The 12,250-nt window shown below is 55.3% G+C and carries 13 protein-coding genes; 5 read left to right on the forward strand and 8 right to left on the reverse strand.

From position 1 onward, the window contains the following. Positions 1-43 precede the first annotated feature (43 nt). From yfcF to ACA057_RS11225, 3 genes are all read left to right on the forward strand, one after another. Positions 44-676 (forward strand): glutathione transferase, encoded by a 633-nt coding sequence (gene yfcF / locus ACA057_RS11215; protein ID WP_497348287.1) that lies wholly within the window; start codon positions 44-46, stop codon positions 674-676. A 444-nt stretch (positions 677-1,120) separates the two neighbouring features. Then, a complete protein-coding gene (locus ACA057_RS11220; RefSeq protein ID WP_497348289.1) occupies positions 1,121-1,513 on the forward strand; it encodes a VOC family protein in 393 nt (130 codons plus the stop codon). A gap of 172 nt (positions 1,514-1,685) precedes the next feature. Beyond that, complete coding sequence (locus ACA057_RS11225) at positions 1,686-2,153, forward strand: NUDIX hydrolase (RefSeq protein WP_497348291.1); 468 nt, start codon at positions 1,686-1,688, stop codon at positions 2,151-2,153. A 195-nt stretch (positions 2,154-2,348) separates the two neighbouring features. On the opposite strand, the gene ACA057_RS11230 is transcribed toward ACA057_RS11225, so the two are convergent. The 4 genes from ACA057_RS11230 to ACA057_RS11245 are packed head-to-tail and all read right to left on the reverse strand — an operon-like array spanning position 2,349 to position 5,881. Beyond that, entirely contained in the window at positions 2,349-3,800 is a 1,452-nt protein-coding gene (locus ACA057_RS11230; RefSeq protein ID WP_497349867.1) for an IS1182 family transposase, read from the reverse strand. Positions 3,801-3,809: 9 nt separating this feature from the next. Continuing rightward, entirely contained in the window at positions 3,810-4,352 is a 543-nt protein-coding gene (locus ACA057_RS11235) for a histidine phosphatase family protein (protein WP_497348293.1), read from the reverse strand. A 17-nt stretch (positions 4,353-4,369) separates the two neighbouring features. After that, a complete protein-coding gene (locus tag ACA057_RS11240) occupies positions 4,370-5,458 on the reverse strand; it encodes an SDR family oxidoreductase (protein ID WP_497348295.1) in 1,089 nt (362 codons plus the stop codon). Between the two features lie 3 nt (positions 5,459-5,461). Continuing rightward, positions 5,462-5,881: an ester cyclase gene (locus ACA057_RS11245; protein WP_497348297.1), complete on the reverse strand. Its 420-nt coding sequence runs from the start codon at positions 5,879-5,881 to the stop codon at positions 5,462-5,464. A 117-nt stretch (positions 5,882-5,998) separates the two neighbouring features. Here ACA057_RS11245 and ACA057_RS11250 point away from each other — a divergent pair, with 117 nt between their 5' ends. Next, positions 5,999-6,934 carry a LysR family transcriptional regulator gene (locus ACA057_RS11250; protein WP_497348299.1) on the forward strand — a complete coding sequence of 312 codons (936 nt, stop codon included), beginning with the start codon at positions 5,999-6,001 and terminating at the stop codon, positions 6,932-6,934. A gap of 162 nt (positions 6,935-7,096) precedes the next feature. On the opposite strand, the gene ACA057_RS11255 is transcribed toward ACA057_RS11250, so the two are convergent. From ACA057_RS11255 to ACA057_RS11270, 4 genes are all read right to left on the reverse strand, one after another. Further along, positions 7,097-8,149 carry an alpha/beta hydrolase family protein gene (locus ACA057_RS11255; RefSeq protein WP_497348301.1) on the reverse strand — a complete coding sequence of 351 codons (1,053 nt, stop codon included), beginning with the start codon at positions 8,147-8,149 and terminating at the stop codon, positions 7,097-7,099. A gap of 341 nt (positions 8,150-8,490) precedes the next feature. Beyond that, entirely contained in the window at positions 8,491-8,784 is a 294-nt protein-coding gene (locus ACA057_RS11260; protein ID WP_497348303.1) for an antibiotic biosynthesis monooxygenase family protein, read from the reverse strand. A gap of 42 nt (positions 8,785-8,826) precedes the next feature. Continuing rightward, positions 8,827-9,801 (reverse strand): zinc-dependent alcohol dehydrogenase family protein, encoded by a 975-nt coding sequence (locus tag ACA057_RS11265; protein WP_497348305.1) that lies wholly within the window; start codon positions 9,799-9,801, stop codon positions 8,827-8,829. Positions 9,802-9,863: 62 nt separating this feature from the next. Beyond that, positions 9,864-10,166, reverse strand: a complete 303-nt coding sequence (locus ACA057_RS11270; RefSeq protein WP_095195290.1) for an ArsR/SmtB family transcription factor — start codon at positions 10,164-10,166, stop codon at positions 9,864-9,866. 437 nt (positions 10,167-10,603) lie between these two features. On the opposite strand from ACA057_RS11270, the gene ACA057_RS11275 reads away from it, so the two are divergent. Further along, positions 10,604-12,226: a DUF1254 domain-containing protein gene (locus ACA057_RS11275; protein ID WP_497348307.1), complete on the forward strand. Its 1,623-nt coding sequence runs from the start codon at positions 10,604-10,606 to the stop codon at positions 12,224-12,226. Positions 12,227-12,250 lie beyond the last annotated feature (24 nt).

The raw sequence follows: 12,250 nt of genomic DNA on the forward strand, positions 1-12,250 counted from the left end.
TGGATTTCGTAGCGTGTCTCCTTCTGCATAAGGAGATGACCCTGTGAGTAGTTCCCGCCTGCGCTTGTACGTTGACTCTCAATTTTCCAGCCCCTATGCCATGTCGGCTTTCGTGGTACTCCGCGAGAAGGGCATCGAATTTGAAATGATCCCGCTAGACCTCGAAGCATCCGAAAACCAGTCAGAGGACTATGCCAGCCTCTCGCAGACCCAGCGGGTGCCCACACTCGTGCACGGCGACTTTGCCTTATCTGAATCGTCGGCGATCACTGAGTACCTGGAAGACGTTTTCCCCCAGGCGCCGGTTTACCCACAAGACCTGATGCAGCATGCAAAGGCACGACAAGTCCAGGCATGGGTGCGAAGTGACCTGCTGCCCATTCGGCAGGAGCGATCCACATTGGTTGTGTTTTATGGCCTCAAATCAGCCCCCTTGTCGCCAACTGCCGAGTCGGCAGCGCGAAAGCTGTTCAGTGCCGCACAAACGCTACTGGCCGACAGCCCCGAGTACCTGTTCGGTCAATGGTCGATCGCCGATGTGGATCTGGCCTTGATGCTCAACCGGCTGATACTCAATGGTGACTCCGTACCACCCGCGCTCGTGGAGTACGCGGAGCGCCAATGGCAGCGACCAACCGTACAGGAGTGGGTCAAATTGCAACGTCCTCCGATGTAGTCGGCACACGTATCATTTTATGGAGAGCGGCTTGTTTTTAGAGAGAGGGTTTCAGGCTCGTTTCAGAAACTAGGCCTGGGACCCATTCTCGATGGCCGGATGTAACGCAAGCAGCTTCGGGAATAGGTACAGGGTACCTATCGAAAAACGTTTTCGATTAGCGGCGGCGATTATAATCGGGCTGGACATCGCGTTTCTGAGCAAACTCCAAGTTCGCCGACTGACCGAACGCTGGCAGATTTTACGTAAAGGCGAGGACTTCAAAATGCTGCTTGTGTTCTCACCCAGCCTGGGTCGATAGCAGCATTCACAACAGGCAGCAATCGCTCCAGTTTGTGTAAAAACAGCTTCCAAGGTCGACGGAGTATTTTTCAGGGTAGGAGTTGAAAACAGCCTGAAAATTCTTGGTATGGTGCGAGAAGGCTTCCTCTTTTTAGGACAAAAATGATTTCACATGTATTCATCGGAGTGAATGACTTCAATAGAGCACTTGTGTTTTATAACGGGGTCATGCAGATACTCGGACTTGATCTCAAGTTCACAGACCTTGAACGCCCATGGGCTGGCTGGAAACACCCCGACACTGCACGCCCTCTTTTCGTGGTGGGCAAACCGTTCGATGGCGAATCTGCGACGCTAGGAAATGGACAAATGATTGCTCTGCTGGCACCTAATCGACAGATCGTACGCAACGCCCATGCTTTGGCGTTGGTGTTGGATGGAACATGCGAAGGCATTCCAGGCCTGCGACCCGAATACCATCCGAATTTTTACGGGGCGTACTTTCGAGACCCTGAAGGAAACAAGCTTTGCGTCTGTTGTCACGATCCGGAATAGATCAAGTGCAGCATATATTTTTGGCTGAAATCGTGAACAAAACACTGTCGAGAACCCTTGCTTTGATTTCTGAGCGATTTCATCGCAAGGATTGCCCGTGAAGCGCTTTATTCAAGCTGAACATTGAGGATAAGGCCGTGACGTGTGTTTCATTGCCGATAAGGAAATTGCCATGTCACCGAACAAGGCTTGCCCCGTCATTCTTTCCAGCATTCCCGGCACACATATCCTGCTGTTCCGCCATCCAATTGCAGGCGTACAACTGGTCAAAGGGACAATCGAGAAAGGTGAAACCCCAGCTCAGAGCGCTCTGCGTGAATTAAGCGAAGAATCCGGCATAGCCTCCGCTTGGGTTGTCAGCGATATGGGCTGTTGGGACGCCCGGCATCTCGATCAGATATGGTCATTCCAGCTGTGTTTCCCGCAGGCTTCCTTGCCGGAGCAATGGACTCATCTCACCCTCGATGACTACGGCCATACCTTCAGCTTTTTTTGGGCTCCGCTCGATAATTTGCCGTATGCCGACTGTCATCCGGTCTTCCGTCGAGCATTGAGGTTCCTAACTGCCAGGCTGACAGCGCGAGGTTTTGTATTGGCTCATGATCAAAGCAGAAACACATCATCCGAAGCTCCGACTTGATGTTCTCAGGCGTCTTTCGAGCGGCCGGTTATGGCCCAGAGTGTGTAAAAACGCCAGATTGGGTTTTCTATATCGACGCCAGGAGACCGTGCTTACGTTTCGAAAACTGATCAAGTCTGTGACGTTTCCAGGAACAGTTAAAACCGCTCAGCAACCTCTTAAAGCCCTTTGGATGGGGCAAAAAAGACCGGTTTTTTACGCCGTTAACGCTTTCATCAAGCCAGTGGTGCCGATGATTTTTATGACCCGTTTCAGGTTGTAGGCAAGCACATTCAAGCTCATCTCGGCGCTTACCCCGTTAAGCTTTCGGGTCAGAAAGTGCGTCGCACCCATCCATTGCTTGAGCGTCCCGAAGGGATGCTCAACAGTCCGTTTTCGGATTCGCATCATCTCCGGCGCGTTGCTCAGCCGATTCTGCATTTGCTCCAGTACGGCTTCATGTTCCCATCGCCGAACTCGTCGTTCCGTGCTCGGTGTGCACTGCAATTTCAACGCGCAGCCCTGGCATTTCGAACTCCAGTAACGATGCAACTTCAGGCCTTTTTCAACGTAGGAGTAGTGCCAGATCAGCGCCTCTCCAGCTGGGCAAATGTATTCGTTTTTTGCCGCGTCATAGATGAAGGCATCGTTATTGAAACGCCCGTCAACCTTGGCTCCAGAGGTCATCGGCTTGGGCACATAGGCGGTGATGCCTGCATCGTGACAAGCCAGGATTTGTTCGCTTTTGAAGTAACCTCGGTCAGCCACTACCGACAACGTATCTGACGCCATCGCCTCGCGGGCCTGCTTGGCCATCGAGCTGAGTTGATCGCGGTCGGAACCGACGTTAGTCACCTCATGCACAACGATCAAATGGTGCTGAGTATCGACCGCTGTCTGCACGTTGTAGCCGACGATTCCAGTGCCGCGCGTCATCATGGCGCGGGCGTCTGGATCGGTCAGTGAAACCTGTTTGTCCGGCGATTCGTTGAGCTGGATTTCGATCGCTTGAAGCTCCTTCATTTGCGTCTTCAGCTTGGCGATTTTCTCTTCCAGCCGCACGGCCTTGGGCTCCGAGGATGTGGGTTCTTGTCGATCGGCAGCATCGAGCGCGGTCAGGTAACGGCTGATGCTCGATTCAATTTCTTCCATTCGCCGCTTCAGTTTGGCGCTGGTGAAATTGCGGTCGCGGTTGTTGACCGCCTTGAACTTGCTGCCGTCGATGGCGACCAGATTCTCTCCGAACAGTCCCAACTGCTGACACAGCACAATGAACTGGCGGCAGACACCTCGAATGGCCTTGCTGTTGTCTCTTCGGAAGTTGGCAATGGTTTTGAAATCGGGCATCAAGCGACCGGTCAGCCACATCAACTCGACATTGCGCTGGGCTTCTCGCTCCAGCCGTCGACTCGACTGAATGCGGTTGAGATAGCCGTAGATGTAGATCTTCAGCAGAATCGCGGGGTGGTAAGCAGGTCGGCCAGTGTCGGCTGGAATAACGCCCTCAAAACCCAGTTTGACCAGGTCGAGTTCATCGACGAAGACGTCGACTACGCGCACCGGATTGGTATCGCTGACATAGTCATCGAGGCTCTCGGGAAGTAAAGTACTTTGGCCTCGATGTTCACCTTGGATAAAGCGCTTCCCTTCGTTTAATCTCCGCGCCAGATGGCACTTTTAAACACCGCTATATTGATACACCGTCGCACTCCAATACTGGCTGCCGTTACGTTTTTGGCGAACCCATCCATCGGCCACCAGTTGTTTGGCGATCATTCGATTCATAAAGCCATGACCGAGCAGCAAAACCGGTCCTTCGTTGGCAAGGGACTGAAGTCGTCGAGCTGCCGTGCTGGCGCGCATCCTCGCAGTGCCGGCGGATTCGACGCTGCGTGAATAGCCGCACAACCATAAGACTCGAAGGATAAATGCCCAGGTAAACGGCGAAAGCCGTGGCAGTTTCCAGTGACCATAAGGCAGTTGCGCTTCACAGAACAGCGCGTCGACGAGGGCGGGCTTCCGGCCAAGAGCCTGGACGGAGGTCAGCGCACGAGGCGAGCTGCTTGAGACAATCACCTTGGCGGTTGCGGCGAGCTGCATGCTGGCATCCGGGACGGGTTGGTTGGTAATTTCGGACCGGTTGTATTGCTCGATCCAGTCTTTCATATCGAGCGCTGACATTTTGTCGGTTGCGACCAGTTTTGGCTGGCCGTGACGCATCAGGATTATTTCCCTACTCACTGTATGTTTACGTCCTTGTTCAGGTGTGCGGTCATTGTGGAAGGAGTGCGGTTCCGGGAACTTAAGGTTTGACTCTCAAACCAATCGTGATCGCGGTACCACGCCACCGTGTCGGTGATTGTCAGCTCCAGTGGCCGGAAACTCAGGCCAAGCTCTTGTTCACTCTTGCTGTGGTTGAAACAGGTGCGGTCCTTCTCTCGTACCAACAGGCGCAACGTGGCCATGCTCAGCAGAATGGGCTTGCTGGTAATACGCGCATACATCTCCTGCACAGCCGCCAATGTGTATAGAAAGGGGAGCGGTAGTTGTCGAACGGGTGTCTTGACGCCCGCTATACGTCCAAGCATAGGCACCAGCTCACGCATTGTCATAGGCCGGCCCGCCGCGAGATAGCGCTCACCTCGGCGCCCATGTTTGGCTGCGGCAATCTGCGCCAATGCCACATCGCGGGCATCGACAACGGAGAAACTACCGGGGATTAGTCCGGGCAGTTTGCCGAGCACGACATCGTTAACCAACTGTCCCGAGGAGGTGGGGCCCATGTCGGCTGGGCCCCACATCCAGCCAGGCAGGACCATGCAGGCATGCATCTCGGGATGGGCCTCCAGGAACGACAAGACGACACGGTCGGCGAGAATCTTGCTACGGTAGTAGTCATCCGCATCGGCGTCGGCCCGCAGACATGTCTCATCGATGGACGTGCCAGGTGCGCCGTCGAGCACGGCAATGGAAGACGTATGGATGAACCGTCGTATACCGGCGCGGTAGGCCTGGTTTAGCAGGCGCAGCGTACCAGACACATTAATCTTTTCGAGTTCCTTCCAGTGGCTGCCGCCCTTGTAGTTGTCGCGAAAGAACGCCGCGGTGTGAAACACCGTATCGCAGCCTTGCAGCGACGCTGCGAATGCGTCGACATCGGCCATGTCCCCAACTACCAGTTCCACACCCGGCAAATTGTTGAATTGCTGTTCACCTTTGGCTCTTGAGCGGACCAGGGCTTTGACCGCGTAGCCACGAGCGACCAATGCACGCACCAGGTTGTTGCCCAACAAGCCGGTTGCGCCAGTAACGAATGCGCTGTGCATGGCTCAACCCTCAGCTGGATAGGCTAACGGCATCAGCACCGCACTGTCGAAGAAGGCCTCTTCACGGATGGCCAGCCCGTCTCTGAAGGTGAAGTGTGCGGCGTAGTGCGCGGTAATATGGCGTCCATGAGGTGGAATCACCCGGCCTGGCAGCACCAAGGGTGCGGCGAATGTGCCGGTCAGGAAGGCAGTCAGCGCCAAACGATCGTTACCGACGGCGAATGGGCTGAAAATCACTTGGGCATCGGGGAGCGCTTCGAGCAATGCGATCTCTCGTTTGCGCATGGCTTCGCGACCGGTTTGTATCCCCATGCTATCGAGGTAGATGAAGTCTTCGCAAACCAGCGCAAGCATCGCCTCCACATCACGGCGATTGAAGGCACTGGCGGCGCGTTCCGCATAGTCGTTGGGGCCAGTAGTCATACAGTCCATTCCATTCGTCTTCGAGGGCTTGTAGATATACCTTTGAGGCCTCTGCCGAAAAACAGCGACTACTGCATAATGGATTTGCACATATGCAGATCAGGGAGGATATGAAGCATGGCGTTGCAAGCAAATTGGGACGATCTTCGTCTGTTGTTGGCAGTCTCGCGGCGTGGCAGCTTTCTTCAAGCTGGCCAGATGCTGGGTATTGCGGCGTCTACTGTGTCCCGCCGGTTGACCCAACTTGAGAGCGCCCTGGGCGAGCTACTCGTCGAGCGTGGCGTTGAAGGATGCTGGTTGACCTCGCGCGGTCAATCCCTCGTGGAAGTTGCCCTGGCGGCGGAGGCGGGCTTGAGGCGTCAAACCGTTGCTGGCATGTCCGGGCTACACACAGAGCTATTTGGCAGTGTCCTGGTCAGTGCAGGAGAGGGATTTTCGTCTTGCGTGCTGGAGGCTGCGAGTCGCTTCACCTCTCTTCACCCGCGTTGCTCGGTGGAGTTGATGGCAACAGCCGACTTTCACAAGATTGTCCGCGGCGTGGCAGACATTGCTGTACGCACAGCTCATCTAGGCGAACCGTCGCTGATTTATCGACCAATAGGCAGGCTCGCTTACGGTGTCTTCGCCGATGCAGGTTATCTGAAACGGTATCCAGGGGTGACTCCGGCCACTGCGGTTAATATTGCCTTGCTTCCTCCGCTGGACATGCTGCCGCAAATGCGTGCGGCAAAGGCCGCGGGTCTGGAACGCGCGCAGATCAGCGTGAACTCGTTCGCGGTTCAGCTCGAATCGGTGAGGCGAGGAATGGGTGTGGCAGTACTGCCCCGTATTCTGGCGAAGGACCTGATCGAGTTGTTCCCGGATCTCCAGCTTCCAGATCTGGAAGTCTTTCTGGTGACCCGGCCTCAGGCATTGAAACAGGCTCACATTAAATGTTTTTTTGCCATCCTGGAGCAGGTGCTGCTCGAAGCCCTTTCCATAGAAAATGTGGAAGGTTACCTCTCGGGGGGCGACCTGAAATGGGTGCATGGGGGCGCTAGCCAAGATGATTGAGATGGGTTCAGTCATGACATCAGCTAACGAAGTTCCCAATGAAACCATGACCGGCCGAGGCTGTGTAAAAACGTTTTGATCGTAATAGGTGGCTGGATTCGACACGAAAATTGCGCTCCTACGCAAATTTCAGGTCTGCTGAGTTGCCGAGTGCCAGCAATCCTAGAGGTCCACTTTGTTGTTCGCGGACTGCGTCAAAAACTCGCTGATCAGTGACGTAACCTGCTGTTGGATTACCTCGCGCGGGCGAGCATTGTCGCCATCCCCGCAAATGATGCCATCGCCAGGAGTGTCCTCTTCGAGCAATGCCACTGCACCTGGTTTGCAAATCTGCAAGAAGCTGAAATGGCTGGCGTCACTGATCTCGACATAGCGGCTGGACGCTTGGGGCAGGCGTGTGGCCAGGTTGGCGGACTCCAACTGAGCAGGCAGTTCCACCGACGGTGCGCCGGCAGCGATAACTAGCACCGGCACCGGCAGTGCCGCAAGGCTCTCATCGGTCATCCCGCGCGAGAGTCCCAGGTCCAAAGAAACAACAGCGGTGACGCGTTGATCGCGTAAATCGCCGGCCAGACCAGCCTTTAATGCCGGAGTACTCTCAGGGTTGATCTTTTGATAATTGGTACAACTGGATAACTGCGGATGGAGTTTACAGTCACGGGCAAACAGGGCCGGGTCGAAACGAGCACCGGCGATCTCCATTGCAGTCCAGCCGCCGAGGGAATGGCCCACTACAGCAATTTGACGCTTTGCGACCACGCCAAATTTTTCAGGTTGAGTGGTGACCGCCTCAATGGCCCGATGAAGGTCAATGGGCCGCTGCCATAACTGCGCCGCCGCTTGCGGGCTGCGATCATGGGTCGTGGTGCCGGGGTGGTTGACCGCTGCGACAATGTAACCCTTATGGGCCAATGCACTCGCCAACCAGTTCTGATTGTTCCAATTGCCTCTGAATCCATGGGAGAGCACCACCAATGGGTGCTCGCCAGCAGAGGGTGGCGCGTTGCGAACCGCAGAAGCACCGACAAACACCACATCGTCGCCGATCAACTGTGGGGTGACGGTCGTTGTACTGGGATACCAGACGACCATCTCCAGCGGACGCTCATTGTGTGGGTCCAGCAGGGTGGAGGATTGGAAGCCGACAGAGTTGACGTCAGCGAGAGCGCTGGTCGTCAGACAGGTTAAAAGCAGGGCGCCGAGAGCTGGTTTCAATGGGGTTGTCTTCCTTGATTTAGATAGGGGTTCAGAACCTGAACCCCACCGATAGCGTGCATCACATCTCGCAAATTATAGAAATCCAGCGCCGTGTGCAGGTGAATCTGCATCGACATTAAAGCCGATACTCCGACTGACATGCATGTTTTCGTAATCTGCATTGACCGGTCAGCAGCCGGGCTTTCGGGGCAAGTCCGAAGGGCCGCTATTTGGCCGATAGTTGCCGGTCATGAACGTCTGTTTCCGACAACGGCCAATTGCTTTAAAGCCACAAACCTCTCGAGGCTCTAGCATTACCCATGCTCACGGTGCTGTTCGAATCATCATGTTCTCCAATATTAAAAGCTGCCGCCCTCAATATGGTAGACCCTCGGTTCTTCCGAAAAATATTCCTCCAGGCCCAGCATGAACACCCGATGGTCTTCACTCTCTTCGAAGCCCGGCGTGTGATCCTCAAGTGAAGCCCAGCGCACGATCAGGTTGAATTGCTGGGGGGTTTCAATCCCTTGCGAGAGCAAGTGGCCGCCGTAACCCTTTGCGCGGGACAGCAAAGGAGCGACCTCGGCAAATGCACGTCTGAATGCTTCAATGCGTTCTTTGTGAACGGGGAGCAGAGCGATCTCATAAATCATGGCGTTTCCTCGAAAATGACTTAATCAGTTAAAAGTACGCACTTACGGGATGAGCGATGGCTCGACTGCAATCACGATTTTTCCTTGAAGGCCGTTGTTGGGACTCTCCAGCCGGGCATGGGCGAGTCCAAGGTCGGCCAGCGAATAGACCGCGCCAACGTGCGGGCGCAGCTGACCTCGCGCTACCAATGCGCTCAGCTCATCAAGCTTGCCGCGGTTTTGTCGGGTGAAAACGAAGTGATAACTCGCGTTCTTGCCCCAGGCCTGAACGAGGTTTTGCGGTTGGGCAATGTCCACAATAGAGACCACCCGGCCCAGTTGGGCGAGCACGTCGGGGCTACGCGTCAGTGTGTTGCCGCCGATGGTGTCGAACACCACATCCACGCCGTGGCCGCCGGTTTCCCGCAGAATGGCTTCGACGTAATCTTCCTTTTCGTAGTCGATGAGCACATCGGCACCCATGCTGCGTGCGAACTCAAAGTTTGCTTCGCGCACAGTCGTGAAGACCCGCGCTCCAATGGCTTTGGCCACCTGGATCGCTACATGACCTACGCCTCCTGCGCCGCCGTGGATCAGAATGCTTTCCCCCACTCTGAGCGCTGCACGCACGGTCAGCGCTTCCCACACCGTCCCGCCAACCAGGGTCAGACTTGCCGCCTCAAGATGGCTCAGCGATGACGGCTTCTTCCCGATGATGCTTTCGTCCGCAACGTGGTACTCGGCATAACTGCCTGGCCCGTCGAAAATTTGCGGGGTGTACCAGACTTCGTCTCCTGGAGCGAAGGTCGTCACACCCGGTCCAACTGCTTCGACAACGCCCGACACGTCGTGTCCGGTAATGGCCGGCAGTGGCACCAGGTCGGCATAGTCGCCACGTCGAACCTGGTAATCCAACGGGTTGATGGAGGTTGCGTATACCCGCACCAGGACTTGTCCCGCACCCGGCACTGGATTGGGCACGTCGCGGAGTTCGAACGATTCGGGGCCGCCAAATGATTTAAGTATCATCGCTTTCATTGTAAATCCTCGTATCGACAAAAAGGGATATCGAGATATATCGATATCATACAGTAAAAAAATTACAGATCTTTCCCAATGATCTCGGCAAGCGCACTGATGGTTGCTTCATTGCGCTTGTAGTAGGTCCACTGACCTATGCGCCTGACCTCGACCAAGCCCACTCGTTGCAGAGTGGCAAGATAGCCAGACACCGTTGACTGCGACAGCCCGATACCCTCTTGAATGCTACTGACGCAGACCCCCACCGTGAGAACGTCACCTTCATCCTGCGGAGGGAAGTTCTTTACGGGGTCCTTCAAGCCTTTCAAGATTTCAAGGCGTGTAGGGTTAGAGAGGGCTTTGAATATTTCGAGTAATTCCATGGAGCGAATGATATCGAGATTTACCGATATGTCAATACGAGGATCAGCAGAGGACGAAATACGCAGGGTGGTGATTTCCCCTCGGGGCTTTATGGCGATAGGTTGAAGGCGCCTGCCGACGAACCGACTGACTGCTTTTGGCTGTGGATTCAACCGGTCGCGACAGGCAGAAATCGGCCAATAACTGCCAGTGACTGGAGCGATGGAAAATGAGCACCTATGCTTGGTCTGCTGGAAGAACTGATCAAGCAGACTGCGCTGTTCCGACAATGGTGCGCAACATTTGTAAACGGTCATCCGAGCGATTCAATGTCAGTACCACTCAGTGATGACGAGGGCGCAAGGAAAGTGATTGGCCGCGCCGGAAAAATGTCACTGCGCCATTAGTTCCTAAGTTTGGGTAGTCAATGCATTTGGCATCCACCAGGGAGAACTTTATGACGCATATTTTGAAACCATTGACCGTGCTGACGGCCTTGGCGGCGCTATCGCTACCTGCAATGAACGCGGCTCAGGCGGCCACCGAAATTCCCCCGGGTATCACTACACCCGATCGCATTGAAACCCGTATCGGCACACTGGAGTTCAAGGACGGCGCACCGAGCGTAAAAACCACACAGGACGTCTATGACACCCTGGCTTTCACTCGCGGTATAGATGCGTTCATGAACAGTTTTTCAGGCGCATCGGCCTACGCGATTCGCGAGGGTTTCCACAGCATTGGGGCAGACGACAATACGGTGATCATCTTCTCCGAGTTGATGGACTCCCAATCGCTGTTTCTCACCGCCAACGCCGACACCATCTATACGCTCTCGGTTCTCGACCTGACAAAGGGCCCGCTGGTGGTTGAAGTGCCACCGAAGTCGCTCGGTACGCTCAATGACATGTGGTTCGGCTGGATCATCGACCTTGGTACGCCCGGGCCTGACCGGGGCGAAGGTGGCAAGTATCTTATCGTACCGCCGGACTACGACGGGCCTCTCCCGGACAGTGGCTTCTTCGTAGGCCGAGCGAAAACCAACCACGTGCTCTACGCCGTTCGCGCCTTTATGGAAAATAACGATCCAAAACCTTCAGTCGACCTCATCAAAGACAAGCTGAAGATTTATCCCTATACCCCAGGTGGCTACGGCACCAGCATTGCCACGGCGCTCGCAGGCCAAATCAGGCTGGAGCCCAATCCGCCGATACCGCCGACGAAATTCGTGGACGGCAGCGGCAAGTCTTTCAACACCATTCCTCCTAACGACTTCACCTATTTCGAAACGCTCGACAAACTTGTGCAACTGGAACCCGCCACCTCGTTCAACCCTGAACTCCTGGGTCAACTGGCGGCCATTGGCATCGTGAAGGGCAAGCCATTTGCTCCGGACGAGCGGATGAAGAAGATCCTCACCGACGCGGCCGCCGTGGGCAATGCAGCGGGGCGATCACTGAACTTCCGTGCTGCCGAGTATCCCGGCTGGGCCTACTACCCTAACTCGATGTGGGCCAGCATGTTGTGGCAGGGAGGCTTCGATTTTGAGACACCACCGCCCATGATCACCAAAGAAGGCTTGTTCAAGGCATTGCCACCGACCGGTGCACGGACCCTCGATTCGCGCACGGCCTTCTATTACGGTTACACCATGGACTCACCAGGAATGATCATGCGCCTGCCCAACGTGGGCTCGCAGTACCTCATGGGGTTCTCGGATGCGCAAAAGAATCCCTTTGATGGCGGCAAGACCTACAAAGTGACCCTGCCCCCAAATATTCCAGCGGCCAAATTCTGGTCATTCACCGTATACGACAACCAGACGCGGTCCATGCTCCAGACTCCGCAACGCTACCCGCGAGCGGGTAGCCAAACCTACCCTTCACCGGCCTCAGTCGAGAATGCGGACGGGTCCACAACCATCTATTTCGGTCCTACGAAGCCAGCCGACGCCAAGGAGGGGAACTGGATTCAGACCACGCCTGACAAGGGCTGGTTTACGATCCTGCGCCTCTACAGCCCACTTGAATCGTTTTTCACGAAAACGTGGCGACCGAGCGAGCTCGAACTGGTTCGGTGAGACAGAGTCGCGGTCAGAACAACC

The organism is Pseudomonas sp. LBUM1661, from assembly GCF_059695925.1.

Excerpts from the sequence above, each read along its gene's own strand:
- ACA057_RS11220 (WP_497348289.1), top strand. The coding sequence starts at position 1,121 with ATGATTTCACATGTATTCATCGGAGTGAATGACTTCAATAGAGCACTT.
- ACA057_RS11225 (WP_497348291.1), top strand. The coding sequence starts at position 1,686 with ATGTCACCGAACAAGGCTTGCCCCGTCATTCTTTCCAGCATTCCCGGC.
- ACA057_RS11235 (WP_497348293.1), bottom strand. The coding sequence starts at position 4,352 with ATGCGTCACGGCCAGCCAAAACTGGTCGCAACCGACAAAATGTCAGCG.
- ACA057_RS11240 (WP_497348295.1), bottom strand. The coding sequence starts at position 5,458 with ATGCACAGCGCATTCGTTACTGGCGCAACCGGCTTGTTGGGCAACAAC.
- ACA057_RS11245 (WP_497348297.1), bottom strand. The coding sequence starts at position 5,881 with ATGACTACTGGCCCCAACGACTATGCGGAACGCGCCGCCAGTGCCTTC.
- ACA057_RS11250 (WP_497348299.1), top strand. The coding sequence starts at position 5,999 with ATGGCGTTGCAAGCAAATTGGGACGATCTTCGTCTGTTGTTGGCAGTC.
- ACA057_RS11260 (WP_497348303.1), bottom strand. The coding sequence starts at position 8,784 with ATGATTTATGAGATCGCTCTGCTCCCCGTTCACAAAGAACGCATTGAA.
- ACA057_RS11265 (WP_497348305.1), bottom strand. The coding sequence starts at position 9,801 with ATGAAAGCGATGATACTTAAATCATTTGGCGGCCCCGAATCGTTCGAA.
- ACA057_RS11270 (WP_095195290.1), bottom strand. The coding sequence starts at position 10,166 with ATGGAATTACTCGAAATATTCAAAGCCCTCTCTAACCCTACACGCCTT.
- ACA057_RS11275 (WP_497348307.1), top strand. The coding sequence starts at position 10,604 with ATGACGCATATTTTGAAACCATTGACCGTGCTGACGGCCTTGGCGGCG.